Source organism: Phytopseudomonas argentinensis (assembly GCF_900113905.1).
In the GTDB taxonomy this organism is placed as follows: domain Bacteria; phylum Pseudomonadota; class Gammaproteobacteria; order Pseudomonadales; family Pseudomonadaceae; genus Aquipseudomonas; species Aquipseudomonas argentinensis.
In genome coordinates, this window is sequence record NZ_FORC01000009.1 from 14,446 (window position 1) to 38,535 (window position 24,090).

Genomic DNA, 24,090 nt, shown 5'->3' on the forward strand with positions numbered 1-24,090 from the left:
AGCTCCTGGTTCAGTAAGGTTTGGCGAGCACCAGCCATAGGGTGGCGGCAATCATGCCCAGGGTGGTGCCGCCCAGTGCAGCGCAGACGATGGTCAGCGCTGGGCGGGGCTGGCGTTCGCACTGCAGGATCAGCAGGCCGCACAGCGCATGGCAGATGACCATCACCGCCACGGCCGTGAGCTTGGCCACCAGCCAGATCCCGAAGGTGCCGTCGCGCAGGAACAGTGCGGTACCACTGCCGATGGCGACGAGGGCGGCTGGCGTGGCAATCAGATTGAAGATCGTGCGGTTGAGCTGCGGATGCCCCGGACGCTCCGCGCGTAACGGGGACCGGCAGCTGGCGGCAATCAATGCAGGCAAATAGAGCAGCGTGCCGCACCAGGCGATCAGTGCGGTGAAGTGCAGCAGTTTCAGCAGTGGCATCGGTGCCCTCCATTGCCAGTCGTCCTGAGGTCTGCCCATGTGACCCTGGGCCGAGAAAACCGGTTCGACCTTTTGCCCGCTTGGCCGGGAGGCTCAGGGAGCCACCGCTCGAATCGACGCAGGCCGCGTCGCGCCTGGGTTCGCGCAGCTGCGTCGGATGCCGTTAACCGTTTTGTTCGGTATGTAGGTAAGGGCGGTTGTGTCACTGAATGTGTGGGTAGCGCTGCCCGAACCGACCGGGTGTGACGCCATGATCGGCACGCCGGCGGGGCAGGCGTGGTAAACTTGGCGTCACTTCGCAGCTCATGGCTGCCCACTGTCGCTACGGCGGCAGCCACTTCCAGCTGGCCGTGAGGCCGGGAGATCGGATAGATGCACACGACGCAGTTGGTCGATCCCTTCGGCCGGCGCATCACCTACCTGCGACTGTCAGTGACGGATCGCTGTGACTTCCGCTGCACGTACTGCATGAGCGAGGACATGGTCTTCGCGCCGCGTTCGCAGATCCTCAGCCTGGAAGAGCTGTACAACGTCGCCGATGCGTTTATCGGGTTGGGCGTCAAACGCATTCGCATCACCGGCGGCGAACCGCTGGTACGCAAGAACCTGCTCAGCCTGCTGCGTCGCCTGGGCGAACGCAGTGAACTCGAAGACCTGTCGATCACCACCAATGGCTCGCAGCTAGCGCATATGGCGAACGACCTGCGCGCCGCCGGCGTCACCCGCCTGAACGTCAGCCTCGACTCCTTGCAGCGCGAGCGCTTCGCCGCGTTCACCCGACGCGACATGCTCGACCAGGTGCTCGCCGGTATCGACGCAGCAGCTGCGGCGGGGTTCCGGCGCATCAAGCTCAACAGCGTGGTGCAGACCGGTCGCAACGACGACGAAGTGCTGGGGCTGGTCGAGTACGCCATGGCCCGCGGCCTGGACATCAGTTTCATCGAAGAGATGCCGCTGGGCAGCGTGGTCAGTCACCAGCGCGAGCAGACCTTCTGCTCCAGCGACGTGGTGCGCCAGCGCATCGAGCAGCGTCATGCGCTGGTGCGTAGCAGCCATGTTACCGGCGGGCCATCACGCTATTGGCAGGTCAGCGGCAGCGACACCCGCGTGGGTTTCATCTCACCGCACAGCAACAATTTCTGCGGCGACTGCAACCGGGTGCGCGTCACCGCCGAAGGCAAGCTGGTGCTGTGCCTGGGGCACGACAATGCGCTGGATCTGCGCAGCCTGATGCGTGCCCACCCGGGCGACAGCGGGCGCCTGCGCGAGGCCTTGGTCGGTGCGCTGCAACTCAAGCCCGAGCGCCATCACTTCGAGACCGATGAGCAGGTGCAGGTCATACGTTTCATGAGCATGACCGGCGGCTAATGGTCCTCGCGATGGCCGCGGGGCCTTCGCTTTGCTGCGTTGAGCGCAGCCCGGCCTGCGCATTGGTTACCCCCTAAAGCCGTGCGCGATTGCGACCGGGTCTCGCTTGCTTCGCCGCGCCGTTCTTCTGCCCGCAAGACGTTGGCCCTTTTCGCCATCCAGACGAGCGGTTCGCGCCCAGGCAGTGCGGGCCTTTGCCCATAGGTGGCTAATCGCCGTTTGGCTGGCTCTTCGGAATTTGCCCTGAACCTCCGCAACGGACGCTCACTCCACTTAAGGGAGCGGCCTGAAAGGGCTATTTTTCTGAAGCGACGAGGAGATCCAAAGTGGATAACAAAGACGTTATTTCGGTACTGAACGACCTGATCGAAACCAGCAAAGACGGCGAGAAAGGCTTCAGCGAGTGTGCCGAAGACGTGAAAGAGCCGCGTCTCAAGAGCTTCTTCGTGCAGCGTTCGCAGGACTGCGCCAGCGCCGCAGCCGAACTGCAACAGCTGGTACGTGGCCTGGGCGGCGACCCTGAAACCAGCTCCAGCGTATCCGGTGCCCTGCACCGCGGTTGGGTCGACCTCAAGTCGCTGCTGACCGGCAAGAGCGAAGAGGCCATCCTCAACGAGTGCGAGCGTGGCGAAGACGTCGCCCTGAAGGCTTATCGCGATGCCCTGCAGAAAGATTTGCCGAGCAACGTACGCGTCGTGCTCGAAAAGCAGATGCAGGGCGTGCAGCGCAACCATGATCAGGTCAAGTCGCTGCGTGATACCGCACGCGCCAACTGATCAGCACCGCGTGAAAAAAGGGATGCCCCAGGGCATCCTTTTTTTATGCCTGGGGATTGCTCGCGCGCAGGACGGCGGCTCAGCGGTGCACACCTTGCGCCGCGAATAGCGGCCGTCTCGAGTCTGGATCGGCTGGCGTAATCCAGGCCCTCCTGATCGTTGGGCGTGGCGACAGCCAGCTGGCAGCGCAAGGAAGGGTCGCCATATTCATCGAGAATAGTTCTTACTGACGTTATGCGGCGTCTTTGTTACCCTATGTTTCCTCAAACGGCTGGCTCGCGCCTGTTATGCCGCGCAGTAAAAGGTTTTTCCTCGATGACTATCCCCTCGCTCTTCGTTCGCCTCACGGCCGCCCTGTGTCTGCTTGCCAGCCTTGGCGCTCATGCCAGCGACTACCCACTTACCATCACCGACCTGGCCGGTCTCCGGGTGACCATCGAGCACGAGCCCAAGCGCATCGTGCTGCAGGACGGGCGTGATCTGTTCGCCCTGGCGCTGCTCGATCGCGAAGATCCGTTCGCGCGCATAATGGTGTGGAACAACATCATCAAGCGCTCCGACCCCAACACCTGGCAGGTCTTCCAGAAACGCTGGCCAGAGAGTTCCGGGCAGGCCGTCGACATGCAATTTGGCGACGAGGGCGACATGAACCTCGAGGCCGTGGTCGCCGGCAAGCCGGATCTCCTGGTGTTCCAGTTGCGTGCGCGCAAATCCCTGGAAGGCGCAGGCGTCGAGCGCAAGCTGGCAGCGCTGAAGATTCCGGCGATCTACGTCGACAGCGACCTGGACCCGGTGCCCAACGGCCAGCAGAGCGTGGCATTGCTCGGCAAGGTGCTCAACCGCGAGGCGCGCGCCAAGGCGTATCTGGATTTCTACAAGACGCGCCTGGCGCAGGTCGACAAACTGGTCGCCGAGCAGGGCAAACGCCCGCTGGTGTTCGTCGAGGCCAAGGCCGGGCAGGGCGGTGCCAGCAGTTGCTGTTTCACCCATGGCGATGTGTATTGGGGCAAGCTGGTGCAGGCGGCCGGCGGTGATAACCTCGGCAGCCGGTTGCTGCCAGGTGCCACGGGCGACGTGACCCTGGAAACGGTGATCAGCAAGAAGCCCGAGGTGTATGTGATGAGCGGCACCCAGTTCCCGGGCAGTGCCTCGATTTCGCCGCCCTTCGGTTTTGGCCCGACGGTGCAGCAGAGCGCAATCGACAAGGCCATGCGGCAACTGCTGCAGCGCCCCGGTATGGCGCAGCTGCAGGCGGTACAGCAGCGCCGCGTGTACGGTGTGTATCACCAGTTCTATGCCAGCGCCTGGAACATTCTGGCGGTCGAGTACCTGGCCCAGGCTTTCTACCCGCAAGCCGCCGGCGGCCTCGATCATGCCGCCAGCACCCGCGCGTTGCTGGGCATGACCGGTCTCGGCGAGGTGCCGGCGATTCTCTTCGGCCAGGCGCCGGCCGGTGAATGAGTCCGTGCTAGGTGCAGCCACGGCCGACGGTTACCAGCACCGTTATGGGCGCGCGGTCTGGCAGCGCAGCCTGCTGCTGGTCGGGCTGCTGCTGGTAGCACTGATGGCGTTCATCGCCGACCTGGTGGTGGGCTCCGGGACCCTGAGTTTCGCCGATGCGCTGCAGGGGCTGTTCACCCCGGACCAGGTGGATGACGCCACGCGGGTGATCCTCTGGGAGCTGCGTATGCCGATGACGCTGATGGCGGTGCTGGCCGGCACTTGCCTGGCGCTGGCCGGGCTGATCATGCAGACGGTGCTCGACAACCCGCTGGCTGAACCCTTCACCCTGGGCATTTCTTCGGCAGCGGGCTTTGGCGCAGCGCTGGCACTGACCTTCAACCTGTCCCTGGCGCAGTGGCTGCCGGGCTTCGGTGCGGAAATGCTGGTCACCGCCAACGCCTTCCTGTTCTCGCTGCTCACCGTCGGCGTGATCCTCCTGCTGACCCGTGGGCAGATCGGCCTGCAGGCCATCACCCTGCTGGGTATCGCCGTGCACTTCGTGTTCAGCTCGCTGCTCGGCCTGGTGCAGTACCTGTCCAACGTCGATCAGCTGCAGAGCATCGTGTTCTGGCTGATGGGTTCGCTGCTCCACGTGACCTGGAGCAAGGTCGCGCTGTGTGCCGCCATAGCGCTGGTAGCGGTGCCGCTGGTGCTGATGCAGGCCTGGGCGCTGACCGCTTTGCGCAGCTTCGGCGAGCAGGCGGTGGTGTTCGGCGTTCGCGTCAAGCGCGTGCGCACCCTGATGCTGGTGCTGGCCGCGCTGCTCGCCGGCGCGGTGACCGCAGTGGTTGGTATCATCGGTTTCGTCGGCCTGGTGGCGCCCCATGTGGCGCGCCTGCTGGTCGGCGAGGATCAGCGCTTCACCATCGGCGTGACCCTGGCCTGCGGGATCATCTTCGTCACCCTGGCGTCGCTGGCCAGCAAACTGATCGTGCCGGGCGCCGTGTTGCCCATCGGCATGGTCACCTCGCTGATCGGCCTGCCGTTCTTCATCGTCTTGATCCTGCGCGACCGGAGGCTGACGTCCCGATGAGTTTCGTCACCGAGGGTTATCGCGTGTCCATCGGCGGCCGGCCGATCATCCGCGACTTCGCCGTGCGTGCCGAAGCGGGCCGCACCCTGGCTTTGCTCGGCGCCAATGGCGCGGGCAAGTCGACGTTCATGAAGGGGCTGTGCGGGCTGCTGCGTGCCGAAGGTTCGGCGACCATCGACGGCACCCAGTTGCTCGGCCTGGAGCCGGCGCTACGCGCTGGGCTGATCGGCTATGTGGCCCAGGACATGGCCCACCTCGACGTAGGCCTGTCAACCTATGAGCTGCTCTTGCTCGCGCAGCACGGTGGCGCGCGGGGCTGGTCGACCCAGCGCGACAGCCAGCGACGGGCCAGCGAAGTGCTCGACCTGCTTGGCCTGCAACGATTCGCCGAGCAACAGCCGGGGCAGTTGTCCGGCGGCGAACGGCAGATGATTTCCCTCGCCCTGGCGCTGGTGCGCAGCCCACGGCTGCTGTTGCTCGACGAGCCGACCTCGGCACTGGACCTGGCCAACCAGTTGCACATGCTCGAGGCAGTGAGCGCCTACACCCGGCGCGAGAACATCGTCACCCTGGCGATCTTCCACGACATGAACCTGGCCAGCCGCTACGCCGACGATGCGCTGATGATCACTCAAGGCCGTGTGCACGGCTGCGGCAGCACCGCGCAGATGCTAACCCCCGAGCACCTGGCGGCGGTGTACGGCGTCGATTGCCGCACCCTGAGTGTCGACGATGGTGCCTATACCGCGATCTACCCGGTATCGGTGATCGGTGCGTAGCACACCCGGGTATCGCTGCGTTCGACCAGGCTAGGGGCCTGTAACCCAGGTTGAGCGCAGCAATACCCGGGGTGGTTATACGAGCAAGGGAATAGCTCGGCGGTGAATGGTTGAAGGTAGCCACCTGTGTGAACGGGCCATGCCCGCGAAGCTGTCGCGGGCATGGCCCGTTCACACAATGTGTTTCCCTCATCCTCAAATCCCATGTAGCCAGCCTTAGGCAGCCCTAGATATGAGGATTATGTGTTATCGCAATCTGCGATTCAGGCATCCCGCCGATGCACACTCCGCCCAGCCGCAAAGGTCTCCTTGATCACTCGATCATCGCCCAGGGTAATCAGCGCGAACAGCCGCTCGGCCAGGCTGCTGCTCTGCTTGAGGCGGTAGTCGATCAGCGGCGTGGCCTGGTAGTCGAGCACCACGAAGTCGGCGTCCTTGCCGGTCGCGAAGTTGCCGATGCGTTCATCCAGATACAGCGCCCGTGCGCTGCCCAGGGTGGCCAGGTACAGCGACTTGAACGGGTCGAGCTTCTGCCCCTGCAGCTGCATGATCTTGTAGGCCTCACTGAGCGAGCGCAGCTGCGAGAAGCTGGTGCCGGCACCGATATCGGTACCCAGGCCGACGCGCACCTTGTGCTCTTCCATACGCTTGAGGTCGAACAGGCCGCTGCCGAGAAACAGGTTGGAGGTCGGGCAGAAGGCCACCGCCGAGCCGGTTTCCGCCAGGCGCTCGCATTCGGCGTCGCACAAGTGCACCGCATGGGCAAACACCGAGCGCGGGCCGGTCAGCTGGTGCCGGTCATAGACATCCAGATAGCCGCTGTTTTCCGGGAACAGCGCCTTGACCCAGTCGATTTCCTGGCGGTTTTCCGAGAGGTGGGTGTGCAGGTACAGATCCGGATACTCGCCCAGCAGGCGCCCCGCCATGGCCAGTTGCTCTGGCGTGCTGGTCGGCGCGAAGCGCGGCGTTACCGCGTAGTGCAGGCGGCCCTTGCCGTGCCAGCGCTCGATCAGCTCGCGGCTGTCGGCATAGCCGGATTCGACGGTGTCGGTCAGCGCCTCGGGCGCGTTGCGATCCATCAGCACCTTGCCGGCGATCATGCGCAGGTTCAGGGCGTCGGCCGCTTCGAACAAGGCGTCTACCGATTGCTTGTGCACACTGCCGAACACCAGTGCGGTGGTGGTGCCGTTGCGCAGCATTTCCTTGATGAACACATCGGCCACTTCGCTGGCGTGGGCCTTGTCGGCGAAGCGCATTTCCGTCGGGAAGGTGTAGGTATTCAACCAGTCCAGCAATTGCTCGCCGTAGGCGCCGATCATGCCGGTTTGCGGATAGTGAATATGGGTATCGATAAAGCCGGGCGTGATCAGCGCATTTTCATAGTAGTGCACGGCAACGCCGGTCAGGCGTGGCAGCAGGTCTGCGGCCGCGCCGACCTCGCGGACCTTGCCGTCTTCGACCAGCAGAATGCCGTCCTCGAAGTAGGCGTACGACGCCTCGATACCGACTTCGGCCGGGTCGGCCAGGCTGTGCAGGATAGCGCCGCGGTAGGCGTGGATGACGTTGGACATGGGGCCTCGATTCAAATCCGATGGAGCGGTGCGGGCTTCGCGGATGGCGATGCCCACTGGGCGAGCGCCATGGTAGAGGGCGCTCGTGGCTGTGAGCCGGGATTCTGCGTGACAAGCGGGGCGCCGACAACCATGTCCGGGACGAATGTTGACCTGATGGTCAGGTGGTGGGGCGAGGTGCTGTGTCGTCGATTTGCGGCGTCGCCGCGTCGCCCTTCAGGGTTTCCGGCATGCCCAACAGCAGCAGCACCGCGCAGCCGGCCACGGCGGCCAGTACCAGAAAGGCACTGTCGTAACCCTTGGCCTCGGCGACATAACCGGCCAGGCCGTTGCTCAGCGCTGCACCGATACCGAACACCAGGCTGACGCTGGCCAGGCTGACGTTGAAATGGCCGCTGCCGTGGGTCAGGTCACGCACCATCAGCGGGATCAAGGCGCCGAACAGGCCGGCGCCGATGCCGTCGAGCAATTGCACCGATACCAGCCAGACCGGATCGTCGCTCAGCGTGTACAGCACGCCGCGGATCGGTAGGATCAGAAAGCCGGCCAGCAGCAGCGGCTTGCGCCCCCAGCGATCGGCCCGGGCACCGACCAGCATGGCCGCCGGAATCATCACCAGTTGGGCGGCGACGATACAGGCCGAGATCAGCGTGGTGGCCAGCTCCGGATTGGCCAGCGCAAGTTTCTGCCCCACCAGCGGCAACATCGCGGCGTTGGCCAGGTGAAACAGCGCGCAGCACAGCGCCAGTAGCACCAGCGGCGGCTGGGTGAGCAACTGGCGCAGCGGCGTCAGCGCCACGCCGGCTTCCCGGCCCCGGGCCTGGTCGGCGTCGATGGCGCGCGCCGGAATGCTCAATGCCGACAGCAGGCTGAGCACGGCCATGGCGGTCATCAGGTAGAACACCGCGACCGGCCCCCACAGGTAGGCGAACAGGCCGGCGAGGAGCGCGGCGGTGGCGTTACCGGCGTGGTTGAAGGATTCGTTACGGGCGATGCGCCGGGTGAACGCCTTCGGCCCGACGATGCCCAGGGTGATGCCCGCCAGCGCCGGGGCGAATACCGAGGAGGCCATGCCGGCGGCGATCTGGCTTACCGCCACCCAGGCGAACTGGGCATTCCAGAGGGTGACCAGGCAGGCGAGGGTCACCAGTACCGAGGCGATGACGATCAGCAGGCGCTTGTCGCGCACCCAGTCGACCAGCGCGCCGGCCGGAATCTGCGCGGCCAGGCCGGCCAGCCCGCCGAGGGCCATGACCAGGCCGATGTCGCCCGCTTGCCATTTGTGCACCGAGAGCAGGTAGATCGCCAGGTAAGGCCCGAGCCCGTCGCGGACGTCAGCCAGGAAGAAATTCAGACGATCCAGTTTCGCTGCGCATGCGTACGTCTGCATGAGAACCTCGGGGCAAGGAAATGCGGCGCCAGACGGTCGCCTGGCCTGGCGGTTGGATGCCAGCGAAGCGGCGGCGTTCCCTGTGTGCATGCGCTGCTCAGCTTCGCTGCACTGCTGTGTTAAACTCCCGCCCCCTCTGGCCAATGGCCAGAACCTTGCGCTCCCCAAGCATCGCGCCTCAAGGACCTATATGACGCTGTGCGCCGCTGACCTCCCTGCCAACTTGGTTGCCGTCTCGGCGAGTGCCCGCCCATGCGTTTGAAATCCATCAAGCTGGCGGGCTTCAAGTCCTTCGTCGACCCTACCACGGTGAACTTCCCCAGCAACATGGCGGCGGTGGTCGGCCCCAACGGCTGCGGCAAGTCCAACATCATCGATGCGGTGCGCTGGGTGATGGGCGAGAGTTCGGCGAAGAACCTGCGCGGCGAGTCGATGACCGATGTCATCTTCAACGGCTCCAACACCCGCAAGCCGGTGACCCAGGCCAGCATCGAGCTGATCTTCGACAACTCCGACAACACCCTGACCGGCGAGTACGCGGCTTTCGCGGAAATCTCCATCCGTCGCCGGGTGACCCGCGACAGCCAGAACACCTATTTCCTCAACGGCGTGAAGTGCCGTCGTCGTGACATCACCGATATCTTCCTTGGCACCGGCCTGGGGCCGCGCAGCTACTCGATCATCGAGCAGGGCATGATCAGCAAGCTGATCGAGGCCAAACCCGAGGAGCTGCGCAACTTCATCGAGGAGGCGGCGGGGATCTCCAAGTACAAGGAGCGCCGCCGCGAGACCGAGAGCCGCATCCGCCGTACCCAGGAAAACCTTGCGCGCCTGACCGACCTGCGCGAAGAACTGGAGCGCCAGCTCGAACGCCTGCACCGCCAGGCCCAGGCCGCCGAGAAGTATCAGGAATACAAGGCCGAGGAGCGCCAGTTCAGAGCCCAGCTGACTGCGCTGCGCTGGCAGACGCTGAACGAGCAGGTTGGCCAGCGTGAGGCGGTGATCGGCAACCAGGAAATCGCCTTCGAGGCGCTGGTGGCCGAGCAGCGTAATGCCGATGCCAGCATCGAGCGGCTGCGTGACGGGCACCACGAGCTGTCCGAGCGTTTCAACCTGGTGCAGGGGCGCTTCTATTCGGTGGGCGGCGACATTGCCCGGGTGGAGCAGAGTATCCAGCACGGCCAGCAGCGCCTGCGCCAGTTGCAGGACGACCTGCGCGAAGCCGAGCGTGCGCGCCTGGAAACCGAATCGCACCTGGGCCATGACCGCACCTTGCTGGCGACCCTGGGCGAAGAGTTGGCGATGCTCGAGCCCGAGCAGGAAATCACCGCCGCTGCTGCCGAAGAGTCCGCTGCGACGCTGGAAGAAGCCGAAACCGGCATGCACGGCTGGCAGGAGCAGTGGGACGCCTTCAACCAGCGCAGCGCCGAGCCGCGTCGCCAGGCCGAGGTGCAACAGTCACGCATCCAGCAGCTGGAGCAGAGCCTGGAGCGCCTCGCCGAACGCCAGCGGCGTCTGGGCGATGAGCTGCAGCAACTGGCGGCCGACCCGGAAGATGCGGCGATCATCGAGCTGGGCGAAGAGATCGCGGTCGGTGAGCTGGGTCTCGAACAATTGCAGGAGCAGGAGGCCGAACAGGCCGAGCGCCTGCAGCAACTGCGTGATGAATTGCAGCAAACCGGCCAGGCCCAGCAGCAGGCCCAGGGCGAACTGCAGCGTCTCGATGGTCGCCTCGCTTCCCTGGAAGCCTTGCAGCAGGCTGCGCTGGATCCTGGCAAAGGCACGGCAGAGTGGTTACGTGAGCACGGCCTCGACAAACGCCCGCGCCTGGCCGAAGGGCTGCGGGTGGAGGCCGGTTGGGAGCTGGCGGTGGAAACCGTGCTTGGCGCCGACTTGCAGGCCGTGCTGCAGGATGATTTCAGTGGGCTGGACTTTGCCGCTCTGGAGCAGGGCGAGCTGCGCCTGGTATCGGCGGCTGGCGATGGCCTGCGCATGCCCGGCAGCCTGCTCGATAAGGTCGAATCCCCGGTGGATCTCGCGGCCTGGCTGGGCCGCGTGCGCCCTGTGGAGAGCCTTGATCAGGCCCTCGCCGAGCGAACCAGCCTGGCGCCCGACGAAAGCCTGGTCAGCCGCGATGGCTATTGGGTAGGTCGGCATTTCCTGCGCGTACGGCGTGCCAGCGAGGCGCAGAGCGGCGTGCTGGCCCGTGCCCAGGAACTGGAGAGCCTGGGCCTGGAGCGTGAAGAGCGCGAAGCCTCGCTGGCGCTGCTCGATGACAGCATGCAGGCCCTGCGCGAGCGCCAGCGTCATGAAGAAGAATTACGTGAGCAGCAGCGCCGCCAGTTGCAGGATCAGGCGCGCCGCCTGGGCGAGCTCAAGGCGCGCCTCTCAGCGGGGCAGGCCAAGGCCGAGCAACTGGTGCTGCGCCGCAAGCGCATCGAGGCCGAGCAGCAGGAACTGGCCGAGCAGCGTGCCATGGAAACCGAGCAGCTGGGCGAGGCGCGCCTGTACCTGCAGGATGCGCTGGACAGCATGGCCCTGGACACCGAGCAGCGCGAAAGCCTGCTGGCCAGCCGCGACGCCCTGCGCGAGCGGCTTGATCGGGTGCGCCAGGAAGCCCGCCAGCACAAGGATCACGCTCACCAACTGGCCGTGCGCCTGGGCTCGCTGCGCGCTCAGCATGACTCCACGCGCCAGGCCCTGGAGCGCCTGGAGCTGCAGTCCGAGCGCCTCACCGAAAAGCGCGAGCAACTGGACCTGAATCTGGAAGAGGGCGCCGCACCGCTGGAAGAGTTGCGCCTCAAGCTCGAAGAGCTGCTCGAGCGGCGCATGGGCGTCGAAGAGGAACTGCGCCTGGCGCGTCTGGCCCTGGAAGACGCCGACCGCGAGCTGCGCGACGCCGAGAAGCGCCGTACCCAGGCCGAACAGCAGGCGCAGTTGCTGCGCGGGCAGCTGGAGCAGCAGCGTCTGGAGTGGCAGTCGCTGAACGTGCGCCGCAAGGCTCTGCAGGATCAACTGCTGGAGGACGGCTACGACCTGCACGGCGTGCTTGCCACGCTGCCCGAAGACGCCAGCGAGAGCGCCTGGGAGCAGGCGCTGGAGCAGATGGCCGCGCGCATCCAGCGCCTTGGCGCCATCAACCTGGCGGCCATCGAGGAATACCAGCAGCAATCCGAGCGCAAGCGCTATCTGGATGCCCAGAACGCCGACTTGGTCGAGGCGCTGGACACCCTGGAAAACGTCATCCGCAAGATCGACCGGGAAACCCGCAACCGTTTCAAGGAAACCTTCGACCAGATCAACGCCGGTCTGCAGGCGCTTTTCCCGAAAGTTTTCGGCGGTGGCAGCGCATATTTGGAACTCACCGGCGAAGATCTACTCGATACCGGGGTGACCATCATGGCGCGTCCACCGGGCAAGAAGAACAGCACTATTCATTTGCTGTCCGGCGGCGAGAAGGCATTGACGGCGTTGGCGCTGGTTTTTTCGATCTTCCAGCTCAATCCGGCACCGTTCTGCATGCTCGACGAGGTGGACGCACCGCTGGACGATGCCAACGTCGGGCGTTACGCGCGGCTGGTTAAGGAGATGTCGGCGACCGTGCAGTTCATCTACATCACCCACAACAAGATCGCCATGGAAATGGCCGACCAGTTGATGGGCGTGACCATGCACGAACCCGGCTGTTCGCGTCTGGTGGCGGTGGATGTCGAAGAGGCGTTGGCGATGGTGGACACTTGAGAGGGCCAAACAAGGATTTTGTCGCGTAAAAACAGGCCGCGGCGGCGGTTTTACAGCGTTTTGCCGGTGTAAAGTTGCCTTTCGTCGTGCTAGCTTAACGCCCACTTTTGTTGTGCGTGGGAAAACGCCAGTCAGAACATGGAGTTGGCGCCACGTTTCAGGGTCATCAGCAGGGGCCGGGACGCCTTTTTTTCATCAATTTTTGCTTTAGGGGTCAGGACATTTCATGGAATTCGGTCTACGCGAGTGGCTGATCATCATCGGTATCATCGTCATCGCCGGCATCCTCTTCGATGGCTGGCGGCGGATGCGCGGTGGCAAGGGCAAGCTGAAGTTCCGACTGGATCGTAACGTGTCCAATCTGCCCGATGACGAAGGTGACCCCGACGTGCTCAGCCCGCCCAGGGTGGTGGAGCGCAATCATGAGCCCTCGCTGGACGAAGACGATCTGCCGTCGATGAGCGCGCGTGACGTCAACAGCAGCCGCCGTCGCAGCGAGCCGCGTCAGGGTGACCTGGATCTGGCCAGCGACGAGCCGGTACCGACGCTGCTCAGCCCGGTGGACGATGAACGCGACGACCGCGCTGGCGCCTCCAGCAAGCAAGCTGACAAGGATCTGCCGCCGGTCGACGAAGTGCTGGTGATCAACGTCATTGCCCGCGACGAGCAGGGCTTCAAGGGCCCGGCGCTGCTGCAGAACATCCTGGAAAGCGGCCTGCGTTTCGGCGAGATGGACATCTTCCACCGCCACGAGAGCATGGCCGGCAACGGCGAAGTGCTGTTCTCCATGGCCAATGCGCTGAAACCCGGTACCTTCGACCTGGACGATATCGAAGGCTTCAGCACCCGTGCGGTGAGCTTCTTCCTGGGGCTACCCGGCCCGCGCCATCCCAAACAGGCCTTCGACGTGATGGTCGCCGCGGCGCGCAAGTTGGCCCATGAGCTCAATGGCGAACTCAAGGACGATCAGCGCAGCGTGCTGACTGCACAAACCATCGAACATTACCGTCAGCGCATCGTCGAATACGAACGCCGTCTGTTGACGCAAAAACGCTGAAAGAAAGCGGCACCGACGAGCCTCAAGCTACAAGCCCAGCGCTTGGCTTGAGGTTTTTCGTTTCTGTGCCCTGGCCGTGGCCCGCCGAGAATGACCCGCATGAAAGATTCTGCCCAACGTATCCTCGAACTGCGTAACGAACTGGACGCCCATAACTACCGCTATTACGTGCTCGACGAGCCCAGTGTGCCGGACGCCGAATACGACCGCCTGTTTCGCGAGCTGCAGGCGCTTGAAACCGAGCATCCGGAGCTGGTGACACCCGACTCGCCGACCCAGCGCGTAGGCGGCGAAGCACTCAGCGCCTTCGGCCAGGTGCGCCACGAAGTGCCCATGCTGAGCCTTGGCAATGCCTTCGTAGAGGACGACTTGCGAGCTTTCGACCGCAGCGTGCAGAGCGGGTTGGGCCTGCGGGGCGGCGATCTGTTCGGTGCCGGCGCCGAAGTCGAATACAGCTGCGAGCCCAAGCTCGACGGCCTGGCGGTAAGCCTCCTGTACCGTGACGGCAAGCTGGTGCGCGGCGCCACCCGCGGCGATGGCACCACCGGCGAAGATATCAGTGTCAATGTGCGCACCATCCGCAACGTGCCGCTCAAACTCCACGGCACTGGCTGGCCGGATGTGCTCGAAGTACGTGGTGAGGTGTTCATGTCCCGCGCTGGCTTCGAACGCCTCAACGCCGCCCAGGCCGAGATCGGCGGCAAGACTTTCGCCAACCCACGCAACGCAGCGGCGGGCAGCCTACGCCAGCTGGACTCGAAGATCACCGCCAGCCGGCCGCTTGAGTTCTGCTGCTATGGCCTCGGCCAGCACAGTGCCGAGCCGGCGCCGACCCAGGTCGGCATGCTGCAGCGCCTGAAGACCTGGGGCATTCCCATCAGCCCCGAGTTGAAACTCGCCAAGGGCATCGAAGACTGCCTGGCATACTACCGCGATATCGGCGAACGGCGCATGGGCCTGGCCTATGACATCGACGGCGTGGTGTTCAAGGTCAACAACATCGAAGACCAGCAGCAGCTGGGCTTTCGTGCGCGCACGCCGCATTGGGCCGTGGCCCACAAGTTTCCGGCCATGGAGGAGCTCACTGAGTTGCTCGACGTGGAGTTCCAGGTTGGCCGTACCGGCGCGGTGACGCCGGTGGCGCGTCTCAAACCGGTCAAGGTGGCGGGTGTGACGGTGGCCAACGCGACGCTGCACAACATGGACGAAGTGGCGCGCCTGGGGGTGATGATTGGCGACACGGTTATCATCCGCCGCGCCGGTGACGTGATTCCCCAGGTGATGCAGGTGGTCACCGAACGTCGCCCCGAGGACGCTCGCCCGGTCGCGGTGCCCGAGCAGTGCCCGGTCTGTGGCTCTGCAGTCGAGCGCACCCAGCTGATCAAGCGCAGCAAGGGCCGCGAAACGGTCAGCGAAGGCGCCGTGTATCGCTGCGTCGGCCGCCTGGCCTGCGCAGCCCAGCTCAAGCAGGCGATCATCCATTTCGTCTCGCGCCGCGCCATGGACATCGAGGGCCTTGGTGAGAAGAGCGTCGAGCAACTGGTCGACGAAGGCCTGGTCGGCTCGCCGGCCGACCTCTACACCCTCGAATTCGAGCAGATCGTCGGTCTTGAAGGTTTCGCCGAAGTGTCCAGCCGCAAGCTGCTCGAAGCCATCGCCGACAGCAGGCGCCCGACCTTGGCGCGCTTTATCTACGCTCTGGGCATTCCTGATGTGGGCGAGGAAACCGCCAAGGTGCTGGCGCGCTCCCTGGGCTCGCTGGAGCGCGTTACCCAGGCTTTGCCCGAAGTGCTGACCTACCTGCCGGACATCGGCCTGGAAGTGGCCCACGAAATCCACAGCTTCTTCGAGGACGAGCACAACCAGACGGTGATCAAGCAGCTGCTCGAGCGTGGCCTGGAGTTGCAGGACCAGGGCGAACTGGCGGCCGAGTTCGCTGCCAGCACGACCCTTGGTGGGCTGCTCGACAAGCTCAACATTCCCTTTGTCGCAGCAACCGGCGCGAAGAACCTGGCCGAGCGCTTCAAGACCCTGGACGCGGTGATCACCGCCGACTGGCTCGACCTGAGCGCCATGAAGGGGCTCAACGAGAAGGCCAAGCAGTCGGTGCGCGAGTTCTTTGCCAGGGCAGAAAATGCCGAGCGCGCACGAGCGATCGAAGCGCAGCTGTGTGATTTCGGCATGCACTGGGAGAGCGAGAAAAAGGTGGTCGAAGGCCTGCCGCTGGCCGGCCAGACCTGGGTGCTGACCGGCAGCCTGGAAGTGATGAGCCGCGATATCGCCAAGGACAAGTTGGAAAGCCTGGGCGCCAAGGTGGCCGGTTCGGTGTCGGCAAAAACCACTTGCGTGGTAGCCGGCCCCGGGGCGGGTTCGAAGCTGGCCAAGGCCACCGAGCTGAACATACCGGTGCTCGACGAGCAGACCTTTATCGCCAGGTTGGGTGAGTACGGTATCGCTGCCGACTAGGGGCGTAACTGGCGCGCTACGCCTGGCTAGCGTTAGGGCGCAGCATTGGATTGAGCATCCACTTATGTGGGAGCGGGCCATCCCCGCGAATCACCTGTGTGGAGCGGGCGCCTCCGCCCGTTCCCGCATGGTGTGATGCCCATTTCCAGGTCACAGCTTGTAGGATGGGTGCAACCCATCGACTAAACGGCTGAACGCTGCCCACGCATCAACCGCCGGCCAGCATCATCCAGAATGACGCCCCGACCCCGACGATGCTTTCCCCGGCCACTAGGCCAGCCGCGGCGGCAATGGTGAAGCGTTCGCCGAGGCTGCGCCAGCGCGACTGCACCACCCAGGCGAGCAGGGCACCGATGGCCATCATCAGCGAGATCGACGCCGGGATGATAAAGGCCAGGCCGAAGGCCGCTGAACTGGGCAGCAGCCGGGCGAACACCGACTGCTCCGGCAGGCTCGCTTCCAGTACACCGAACACCACGCCGCACAGTGCGCCGATCAGCATGGCCCAGCGAATACTGGCGTCGAGCGAGTCCAGGCCGTAGCCCAGCACTTCGGCAACCGCCTTCCAGGTGGCCACGGCCGGCGCCGGCCATTGCTGGGTGATCAGCATGCTTTGGGGATCGGGAATCAGTATCTGGTAGACCAGCACGCCGACGATACTGCCGACCAGTATACCCAGGCACTGGGCGATCAACTGGTTGTAGGGCTTGGCGCCGATGGCGTGGCCCACCCGGAAGTCGTTGAGCAGATCGGTACACTGGCCGGCTGCGCCTCCCGCGGTATTGGCGGCCATCAGGTTGACGCTGATCTGCCCCGGTGCGATCAACCCGAACGTCAGCTGCGACAGCTGCCCGGTAGCGCCAATCGGCGGAATACCGGTCGCGCCGACCACCCGCGCCGCCATGCAGGCCAGGGCGACCGCCAGAGGCACGCTGAGCAGTGCCATCAGCGGGTCGATATCGAACAGCAAGACCTGTAGCGTCAGCACCAGTAGCGAGGCCAGGGTCAGCATGAGCAGTGGCAGCTTCGCCGGGGCCTGGCGCGGCGTTTTACCAGGCGCGCGGGCTGCCCGCCGGCTGGCCACGAAGCGTATGGCCAGGGCGGTCAGGGTGGCACAGACCAGTAGTGTCACCCCTGGCCATAACAGCCATTCCACCAATGGCGCGAATTGCGGGCCGCTGGCTTCGCTGCCCGGCGCGACCAGGCCGCTGCTCAGCAGCCAGGGTGCCAGGCCTCCCCAGGCAATCAGCGCCCCAAGCAGCAGCGACAGGCCGACGCGAATGCCGATGATGCCGCCAAAGCCGATCAGCAGTGGTGACGGATCGAGGTTGAACGTCAGCCGCTCCAGCTGCACGCTGGGCGACCAGCGCGGCAATGCGAAGACGAAGGTATCAGCCCATTTGACCAACCCGCCAAGCACGGCGGCGGCGCCGAGCACGCAGAGACGCTGCATCGCGTCGCGCCCATGGTTGTAGACCTGCTGCATGGTTTCCAGGGTGGCGACCGCTTCCGGGAAGCGCAGGCGGGTGTCTTCGACCATGCTGCGGCGCAGGTACCAGGCCACCCAGATACCCAGGAAGCTGACCGAAAACACCCAGGCCACCAATGGCAGGGTCGGCAGTTGCTGGCCGGTGAGCAGGGTATAGGCCGGGATCGGCGCCACCAGCCCTCCTGAGATGATCGAGGCCGCGGCCGAGGTGGTGGTCTGGTTGATATTGCTCTCGCGCATGCTCCAGGCGGTGCCCAGACGCCAGCGCACCAGGCTGCGCCAGATGCCGTAGCTGACCAGCAGGGCAATGATCGACATGTTGAACGACCAGCCGATCTTCAGGCCGGAATAGATGTTCGACGGCGTCAGCAAGGCGCCGAGCAGCACGCCTGAGGACAGGGCGCGGAAAGTGAGTTCGCGGTCGGCGGGCATGACGAACCTGCGTCTGACGGGTGTCGTCGTTTGAGGCAGCAGGCAGGCAGGGGTTCAGTGTTAACGAGGGGAGCGTGTCGCGGGGAGGCAGCGAGGCGTCGTGCGACGCCTCGCTGGTCGATCAGTTGACCGCGTCGGTCAGCGCCTTGGCCGGTACGAACTTCACGACCTTCTTGGCAGCGATCTCGATGGCCTTGCCAGTCTGCGGGTTACGGCCGGTGCGGGCCGGGCGCTCGCTGACCTTCAGTTTGCCGATACCCGGCAGGGTGATTTCACCACCATTTTCCAATGCGTCGCTGACGATCTCGCTCAGCTGGTCGAGTGCCGCACGAACGGTGGTCTTCGGCGAGTCGATGGCTTCGGCGATGTCACCGATCAATTGGTCTTTGGTAATGGCCATGTGATAGCTCCTTGGGATGAAAAGACTGGCATTGAATGATGCCCGTGCATCATGGGTGACCGGTCGGGCGGTTCTGCCCGGTCGGTCAGGCTTCATTGTGACCTACCTGCCGCTGGTTAATTCCCATCACAGTGCTCAATTACGGGCATTCACAGCCGTTTTGGCTCGCCCCCAGGGCTTGTTATCCCTTGCAGCAAGCCAGCTGCCTCGGTTTGCCTTGGGGCGCAGGCGACGGAAGCCGGCGCGTCGGGTCGTCGCCGGGCCCGCGAGCGACACGCCGCCAGGGCAGTGCCAGCGTGCGCACGGCAGAGCCGCATCAAGGTTGCAGCGTGGTGGCTGGCGGCATCCTTGCCAACCGGGCGGCGCAGGGTGCTCGGCCAGCATGCAAACGCAGTGAACATCTGCCGAAGTTGTGCCTCGGCCTGCGTCAACTGCTCCGGCACGGCCACTTTTGGCCTCGCGTTGGCGAGCTAAGTGTTTGAAGCAGTTGTAAGTTCGGCGCAAGCCGGTACAATGGCGCCGGCTCGCTGCATGGCGAGCTGCGTTATGGTGGTCCTGCCGGTCCCCCCGCAACGATTACCCGTGAACCTGGTCAGATCCGGAAGGAAGCAGCCACAGCGGGAACATTGTGTGCCGGGGTGTGGCTGGCAGGATCGCCTCCAGTCCTTTAAGTGACTGATTCTCAACGGTTTTTCGCTCCAGACCACGTAGTGGTACAAGGAGTGATACATCCGTGTCTACCGTTCCATCCTACCTTCTGCTTTCGCGCCATTCGGTCTTTTACTTCCGAATCGTGGTGCCCGATGTCATTCGCCCATTGTTTGTCCAGCGCGAGATACGCAGGTCGCTGCAGACCCGTTGTCGACGCGAGGCGCTTATCCGTGGCCGGGAGCTATTGCTGCAGGTGCAGCGGCTGTTCACTGAAGCGTTCCAGGGCAGAAAACCGCCGCTGGAGTTGCTGTGTGGTGCCTGGGATGCAGGCGGCAAGCGGGTAGCCAGTTGGCTTCCTGGCTTCGCCAGCAGCAATTGGTGAGCAGTTTCGAGTCAATGATAGGCAACCCCAGAGCCCAGCCTTCAAACGCTCGTGTTGCAGCTCCTATAGCCTTGGTGAGGGATCGACCAAAACTGACCCCCAGGTTTTCGGAAGTGGTCGATGAGCATCTGCGAGAGCGGGCACGGGAGGGGGTGTCGATCAAGGCCTTGGATGACAAGCGGGCAGTTGCAACGCTGCTGGTTCGCATCATCGGCGACCAGCCCATCAACCTGATTACCAGACAGGAAGCGCATCGCTTTCGTGAGACTGCATTGAAGCTGCCGCCACGCATGCACCAGCTTTCAGTGACTACATTGGAGGAGGCTATCGCGCAGGCAGAGACAACCATCAGCCTGACCACCTTCAATAACTACGTTAAAAATCTGACCACTGTGTTCACCTATGCGGTACGGGAGGGGTACTGCGACAAGAACCCCTTTGATGGCCTGCGGGTGAAGCGGCGGGGCAAAGTCAGCCAGGAACGGCAGGCGTTCAGCGATGCCGACCTGCGAGCGTTGTTCGATAAGACCAGATACGCACCGAAGGACGGGCCAAAGCCGAATCAGTATTGGCTTCCCCTGCTGGGCTATACACCGGTGCCCGGCTCAATGAACTTTGCCAGCTACGCGTGGATGACATTGTCGTCGTCAATGGGATCGACTGTTTCCACGTTCGCAGCGCTGCTCATGACCAGAAGATAAAAACCGACAGCTCCGAACGGCTGATTCCGATCCATTCGCGGCTCAAGGCGTTGGGGTTTCTGGAGTACGTCGAGAGCCAGCGGCAATTGGGACAGGCCCGCCTTTTTCGTGAGCTGACTCTCCACAAGAAGCACGGCTACAGTGCCGCACCGTCCAAGTGGTTCACACGTGTCAGGTCGCAATTGGGTTTCGAGGGCAAAAAGGACTTCCACAGCTTCAGGCATACGTTGGCCGCCCACTTGAAGCAGAAGGGTGTTGCGGAGTCCTTAGTCGGTGGAATTCTTGGGCATCAAACAGGTGGCATTACGTTCAGTCGATACGGGAAGGAATTCAAGCCTGAGTCGCTGCTGCCGGTAATTGAAATGATCGTCTATGACGTCTTTTGAGCTGTCGACGTGCGCTGCTGTTCTCAGTGCCCGCCAATGGCTTGGAAGCCGGCGTCGGAGGTCGAGTAGAGTCCATTTTCACGTCTGGAAGTGAGCATTGTATGCGGCGGTCTTATTTGATGCTCCTTGCCCTGGCTGGTGCGGGTTTCCTGTTGCTAGGTGCCTAGCTATGTCATGAGGTCAGCGCTGGTATTCCAGTAATTTCACCTCGGCGCTGTGTTCGATACGCTAGCCTCCGGGCATAAAATCGGCGAGACAGGTTTTTATTTATTCTCTGCTCTAGAAATAACGTCTAAATCTATAACGGCCCCTGGAGGACTGCCCTCTAAGTCGCTTGTAGCATGCCGGAGATCAGCTAAAGCCATTCGAAACTTAAGGCGTATATCTGTTTGATTATCCGCTAGAATAATAAGCCGTTTATAAGCCTCCCTCTTCTCAATGTCCGCTTGCGTTCTTATATATTCATGTGGCGACTCAGATTGTAGCTCGGCCGCCGTCAGTTTCTTCTTGGCATTATTGTAGTCGACAAATTCGCCAACTCCGAGTTTTGCATGTACGACAACATCACGGGAAATTCTGACGTATTGCAAATGATTGTTAAGAAACTCTGCCTTCGACTCCATGGCCGAGAGACGGGCAATAGACGTTTCTATTTGATCAAGCGCTTCATCGGCTCTAGTAAGGTATTCGCTCAACGACAGGGCCGAAGTATCCCCAAGTGCCTCTAGTAGTGGGGTCAGGCGGCTGGTTACCGCTATCAGCTCTGCATCAGCTGATTTCCTCAATTGGCTTTCTTGATCGATGTCCAAGGCGCCCCATGCTGCGGGTGAAAGGAGTACAACTAAAAAGGAGATTTTGAGCAGTCTGAAGACCACTACAAGGTATTGGCTGCTCAAAAGACAGGCCTGGGTGCATTTGACGTTATTTTGCATTTTAAAATTTTTATACTTATCTTCATTCCCACTGCAGTTGGCTCGAATCCATAATCTGAGCATTTCGTTCGGTGCTCCCGAGAGTTAAGGGTGGAATCTACCATTGGAGCGCCAGCACGCGAAATACAAATGGTCTTCCAGTCATAGCGGCTTTCGGCATTTGCAAAGCGAGTCGCACTTGATATATGCCAATCCTTTGCCTCATCAATCAAACTGCCTTGCTGACAATAGGCTGCTACGCCGGGTTGATAGGTCTGGAGGTTGCTCATGCCCGCGCATCCAGGATGTCCTTCGGGCGAGCTGCTGCTTTGTCAGCCGCTGCAGCTTAATTCAAGAGCTGTTCTGCCAAGAGGTCGAGAGCATCGGCCTGGTCGATTTTGACGCTGGCTTCGTTGCAGTTGTAGTCGCCAGCTTGGCTACGGCTTTGTTGAACTGCTTCAGAATGCTTTTCGCGGCGCTCATGGCTGTACCTCCTCCATGTTCACTTCGATACGGAAGGTCATTTCGTCGGCCAGCTTGAGGTGGTTACGGATGTGCTCGATGTGGCCCAGCGTGATGGCCTTTACGTGGGTCTCCAGGCGCTCGGGTAGGGTCTCCTCGAACTTGGCCATCTGTTCGTCGACGATGATGTCCAGCACGACTTTCTGCAGGTGGGCGGTAAGGCCCTGCGCGGTCAGGTCGGCCAGGGACAACCCTGCGCACGAAAACAGCAGGGGCGCAGGCAGGCAGGCCGACCCAGACCCGGTTTCTGGTCTGGATCGAACATGATGGAGTTACGCGACGACGGTTACGACTTTGGGCAGCCTCTGCCTGCTTGCCCTTTGAAACTCAGCTGCGCGTGCAGCTAGGGCGTCTGCCCGTTCATTATCTGGATGACCACTGTGGCCCTTGACCCACTGAGCGGAAACTTGATGATGGCTGAGGAGGGCATCGAGCTGCTGCCATAGGTCAGCGTTCTCTATGGGCTTCTTGTCGGACTTTTTCCAGCCCCTGGATTTCCAGCCTGGGAGCCATTCAGTGATGCCCTTGACGACATAGTTGCTGTCGCTAACCAAGGTGATTGCAGACGAGGTCTTGACCGCTTTTAGTGATTCGATAGCTGCCGTCAGCTCTGCTCGCTGGTTGGTCGGGTGCAGGCCATCGTCTAGCGGCCCTGCAATTTCCAGGGTTTCGCCATCAGCGTTACGGATGACCGCTCCCCAACCACCTCTGGCGAGGATATTTCCGTTGTTGAGGCAGGCGCCATCAGTGAAGGCGATGTAGGTACGGGTGTTCATGTAATTTCCTTAATGGTGAGTTTTGGGTGCCCCTACCCGGCAGTCTCAGAGTGAGACCGCAAGACCGAAGAGTGGCGAGTGATAGGGCGACAGGGATGAATCAACTCCCGACATAGATACAGGTGGTGCGTCAGACCAACCTGACCGGGCATAAAGGGCGGTCGTGGGAGTTGGCAGTAGCGAAGCGCAGCGAGCTGCTGTCGGCTTCCCTCTGAGACCGACCAACAAACGAGGTGGTCTGATGTGTCAATCTCAGTAGTGGTCAATCACAGTGAGTCAAATCAGCGGAGGATTTGTGGGGGGGGGGGACTACGACCAACTACATCGTTGGTTAAACGTGATTGCTGGTCAGGCTCTACGGCCCCATGCAGCAGCTTCGCTACTGCCTGTGCCACGCCTGCCCTTTTCAGTGTCAGGGAGGTCTTTGAAGGAGTCTTCTTTATAGTATGCGGCGTTAATTACCCAGTCTTGGAAGGCGTCATCTCCTAGGTCTCGACGCAGGATTGCGATGTCTTCAGCGGGTGCGGGGCCCATCTCAGCCTCCAGCTCACAAGGCTTGTCTTGAAGCTGTCGACTGTAGACTGCGTTAACGAATTCATCCTCGGGCAAATCCATGTCGAAGACCAATCTTTTGGGTCGGGACTTCATTAGGAACGGGATGGCCAACTCGATAGCCTTAACATAACGCTGGGCCTGGCGCTCCTTTGTTCCGATGACTGCTGCCACGCCTTCGGTGGTGATGGTCTCCCATGACTCAAGGATCATCATCATTGAGCGAACGGACAGCGGTTTGGATGAGCCTCCCTTGCCAATAGGCCGGTCGTGCCAGTCCAGTCGTGCGATGCCCTCGACAATTTCTTGGCTGAAGTACGGGTAGCGTCCATAGCCTGTCTGAGGTCCGAGGAATCCGAAAAAAGGGTTGTGGATGCATTTAGCCGGTCTGCCCGCACTCCTTGTTGATGTCTTGCTCGGGGTTGGTTTGCTGCTGTTGGAGGTATATGTCTTTGTCTGCCGGTTGCACTGAATCCAAAGCTCGGCATTGGCTTCGATCCTTGCAGACAGCTCTGCAATCTGAGAAGGCGTCATCAGGTTAAGTGATGTGGCTCCTGCCGATGATGTAGGGGCGCTTATGGGCGTGCTGTTCGTGTTCAATGGGGTATTCATGGTCTGCCCTCATCGACGCAGCGTTGCTGGCGTCAAGGCTACTCCGCCATGGCGATTGACGGGGCCGAGCGCGAGCCAATGAGGGGACGATTTGTCGGAAGGCGCCAGGTCTAAGAGATCGGTGTCGTCCCAGGCGAAGCCTGCCGTCAGGGCAAGCTCCAGGGCTTC

The 24,090-nt window shown here is 62.6% G+C and carries 20 protein-coding genes and 1 other RNA gene; 12 read left to right on the forward strand and 9 right to left on the reverse strand.

The annotated features are described in order from the left end of the window. Positions 1-10: 10 nt before the first annotated feature. A complete protein-coding gene (locus BM154_RS23235; protein ID WP_074890190.1) occupies positions 11-424 on the reverse strand; it encodes a CopD family protein in 414 nt (137 codons plus the stop codon). A gap of 372 nt (positions 425-796) precedes the next feature. Here BM154_RS23235 and moaA point away from each other — a divergent pair, with 372 nt between their 5' ends. From moaA to BM154_RS23260, 5 genes are all read left to right on the forward strand, one after another. Next, the gene (gene moaA, locus BM154_RS23240; protein ID WP_074890192.1) at positions 797-1,792 is read left to right on the forward strand and encodes a GTP 3',8-cyclase MoaA; all 996 of its coding nucleotides are present in this window, start codon (positions 797-799) and stop codon (positions 1,790-1,792) included. Between the two features lie 326 nt (positions 1,793-2,118). After that, positions 2,119-2,568, forward strand: coding sequence for a PA2169 family four-helix-bundle protein (locus BM154_RS23245; RefSeq protein ID WP_074890196.1), 450 nt, complete (start codon positions 2,119-2,121; stop codon positions 2,566-2,568). A 315-nt stretch (positions 2,569-2,883) separates the two neighbouring features. Further along, a complete protein-coding gene (locus BM154_RS23250; RefSeq protein ID WP_074890199.1) occupies positions 2,884-4,029 on the forward strand; it encodes an ABC transporter substrate-binding protein in 1,146 nt (381 codons plus the stop codon). Then, positions 4,022-5,104: a FecCD family ABC transporter permease gene (locus BM154_RS23255; RefSeq protein ID WP_074890201.1), complete on the forward strand. Its 1,083-nt coding sequence runs from the start codon at positions 4,022-4,024 to the stop codon at positions 5,102-5,104. The genes BM154_RS23250 and BM154_RS23255 overlap by 8 nt, the downstream gene beginning before the upstream one ends. Further along, a complete protein-coding gene (locus BM154_RS23260; RefSeq protein WP_074890204.1) occupies positions 5,101-5,883 on the forward strand; it encodes an ABC transporter ATP-binding protein in 783 nt (260 codons plus the stop codon). Before BM154_RS23255 ends, BM154_RS23260 begins: the two co-directional genes overlap by 4 nt. A gap of 263 nt (positions 5,884-6,146) precedes the next feature. On the opposite strand, the gene guaD is transcribed toward BM154_RS23260, so the two are convergent. Continuing rightward, entirely contained in the window at positions 6,147-7,454 is a 1,308-nt protein-coding gene (gene guaD, locus BM154_RS23265; RefSeq protein ID WP_074890207.1) for a guanine deaminase, read from the reverse strand. A 160-nt stretch (positions 7,455-7,614) separates the two neighbouring features. Further along, positions 7,615-8,844, reverse strand: a complete 1,230-nt coding sequence (locus BM154_RS23270; RefSeq protein ID WP_074890210.1) for an MFS transporter — start codon at positions 8,842-8,844, stop codon at positions 7,615-7,617. A 252-nt stretch (positions 8,845-9,096) separates the two neighbouring features. Between BM154_RS23270 and smc the strand changes: the two genes are divergently transcribed. From smc to ligA, 3 genes are all read left to right on the forward strand, one after another. Beyond that, the gene (smc, locus tag BM154_RS23275) at positions 9,097-12,585 is read left to right on the forward strand and encodes a chromosome segregation protein SMC (protein ID WP_074890213.1); all 3,489 of its coding nucleotides are present in this window, start codon (positions 9,097-9,099) and stop codon (positions 12,583-12,585) included. Between the two features lie 226 nt (positions 12,586-12,811). Then, positions 12,812-13,642, forward strand: a complete 831-nt coding sequence (gene zipA / locus BM154_RS23280; protein WP_074890216.1) for a cell division protein ZipA — start codon at positions 12,812-12,814, stop codon at positions 13,640-13,642. Positions 13,643-13,741: 99 nt separating this feature from the next. Next, positions 13,742-16,108: an NAD-dependent DNA ligase LigA gene (ligA, locus tag BM154_RS23285; protein WP_074890219.1), complete on the forward strand. Its 2,367-nt coding sequence runs from the start codon at positions 13,742-13,744 to the stop codon at positions 16,106-16,108. Between the two features lie 208 nt (positions 16,109-16,316). Here the strand turns inward: ligA and BM154_RS23290 are convergent, their stop codons facing one another. Beyond that, positions 16,317-18,029, reverse strand: a complete 1,713-nt coding sequence (locus BM154_RS23290) for an OPT family oligopeptide transporter (RefSeq protein WP_074890221.1) — start codon at positions 18,027-18,029, stop codon at positions 16,317-16,319. Positions 18,030-18,150: 121 nt separating this feature from the next. Then, positions 18,151-18,429 (reverse strand): HU family DNA-binding protein, encoded by a 279-nt coding sequence (locus BM154_RS23295; protein WP_073268992.1) that lies wholly within the window; start codon positions 18,427-18,429, stop codon positions 18,151-18,153. A 556-nt stretch (positions 18,430-18,985) separates the two neighbouring features. On the opposite strand from BM154_RS23295, the gene ffs reads away from it, so the two are divergent. From ffs to BM154_RS24510, 4 genes are all read left to right on the forward strand, one after another. Then, an RNA gene (ffs, locus tag BM154_RS23300) (signal recognition particle sRNA small type) lies at positions 18,986-19,082 on the forward strand. Between the two features lie 80 nt (positions 19,083-19,162). Then, entirely contained in the window at positions 19,163-19,462 is a 300-nt protein-coding gene (locus tag BM154_RS24500) for a DUF6538 domain-containing protein (RefSeq protein ID WP_244157264.1), read from the forward strand. Between the two features lie 152 nt (positions 19,463-19,614). Then, a complete protein-coding gene (locus tag BM154_RS24505) occupies positions 19,615-20,163 on the forward strand; it encodes a phage integrase SAM-like domain-containing protein (protein WP_244157266.1) in 549 nt (182 codons plus the stop codon). Then, on the forward strand, positions 20,091-20,549 hold the full coding sequence (locus BM154_RS24510; RefSeq protein WP_244157268.1) for a tyrosine-type recombinase/integrase: 459 nt from the start codon (positions 20,091-20,093) through the stop codon (positions 20,547-20,549). Before BM154_RS24505 ends, BM154_RS24510 begins: the two co-directional genes overlap by 73 nt. 263 nt (positions 20,550-20,812) lie before the next feature. Here the strand turns inward: BM154_RS24510 and BM154_RS23310 are convergent, their stop codons facing one another. From BM154_RS23310 to BM154_RS24065, 4 genes are all read right to left on the reverse strand, one after another. Next, positions 20,813-21,544, reverse strand: a complete 732-nt coding sequence (locus BM154_RS23310) for a hypothetical protein (RefSeq protein ID WP_139225512.1) — start codon at positions 21,542-21,544, stop codon at positions 20,813-20,815. 395 nt (positions 21,545-21,939) lie between these two features. After that, positions 21,940-22,173: a hypothetical protein gene (locus BM154_RS23315; RefSeq protein ID WP_074890227.1), complete on the reverse strand. Its 234-nt coding sequence runs from the start codon at positions 22,171-22,173 to the stop codon at positions 21,940-21,942. Positions 22,174-22,254: 81 nt separating this feature from the next. Further along, a complete protein-coding gene (gene rnhA / locus BM154_RS23320) occupies positions 22,255-22,758 on the reverse strand; it encodes a ribonuclease HI (protein WP_074890229.1) in 504 nt (167 codons plus the stop codon). Positions 22,759-23,106: 348 nt separating this feature from the next. Further along, the gene (locus BM154_RS24065) at positions 23,107-23,922 is read right to left on the reverse strand and encodes a hypothetical protein (protein ID WP_139225513.1); all 816 of its coding nucleotides are present in this window, start codon (positions 23,920-23,922) and stop codon (positions 23,107-23,109) included. Positions 23,923-24,090 lie beyond the last annotated feature (168 nt).

Bases quoted from the DNA above. Each gene is read 5' to 3' on its own strand.
- rnhA (WP_074890229.1), bottom strand. From the start codon at position 22,758: ATGAACACCCGTACCTACATCGCCTTCACTGATGGCGCCTGCCTCAAC.
- moaA (WP_074890192.1), top strand. From the start codon at position 797: ATGCACACGACGCAGTTGGTCGATCCCTTCGGCCGGCGCATCACCTAC.
- BM154_RS23290 (WP_074890221.1), bottom strand. From the start codon at position 18,029: ATGCCCGCCGACCGCGAACTCACTTTCCGCGCCCTGTCCTCAGGCGTG.
- BM154_RS23260 (WP_074890204.1), top strand. From the start codon at position 5,101: ATGAGTTTCGTCACCGAGGGTTATCGCGTGTCCATCGGCGGCCGGCCG.
- smc (WP_074890213.1), top strand. From the start codon at position 9,097: ATGCGTTTGAAATCCATCAAGCTGGCGGGCTTCAAGTCCTTCGTCGAC.
- BM154_RS23270 (WP_074890210.1), bottom strand. From the start codon at position 8,844: ATGCAGACGTACGCATGCGCAGCGAAACTGGATCGTCTGAATTTCTTC.
- guaD (WP_074890207.1), bottom strand. From the start codon at position 7,454: ATGTCCAACGTCATCCACGCCTACCGCGGCGCTATCCTGCACAGCCTG.
- BM154_RS23235 (WP_074890190.1), bottom strand. From the start codon at position 424: ATGCCACTGCTGAAACTGCTGCACTTCACCGCACTGATCGCCTGGTGC.
- BM154_RS24065 (WP_139225513.1), bottom strand. From the start codon at position 23,922: ATGAATACCCCATTGAACACGAACAGCACGCCCATAAGCGCCCCTACA.
- BM154_RS23310 (WP_139225512.1), bottom strand. From the start codon at position 21,544: ATGCTCAGATTATGGATTCGAGCCAACTGCAGTGGGAATGAAGATAAG.
- ligA (WP_074890219.1), top strand. From the start codon at position 13,742: ATGAAAGATTCTGCCCAACGTATCCTCGAACTGCGTAACGAACTGGAC.
- zipA (WP_074890216.1), top strand. From the start codon at position 12,812: ATGGAATTCGGTCTACGCGAGTGGCTGATCATCATCGGTATCATCGTC.
- BM154_RS23295 (WP_073268992.1), bottom strand. From the start codon at position 18,429: ATGGCCATTACCAAAGACCAATTGATCGGTGACATCGCCGAAGCCATC.
- BM154_RS23250 (WP_074890199.1), top strand. From the start codon at position 2,884: ATGACTATCCCCTCGCTCTTCGTTCGCCTCACGGCCGCCCTGTGTCTG.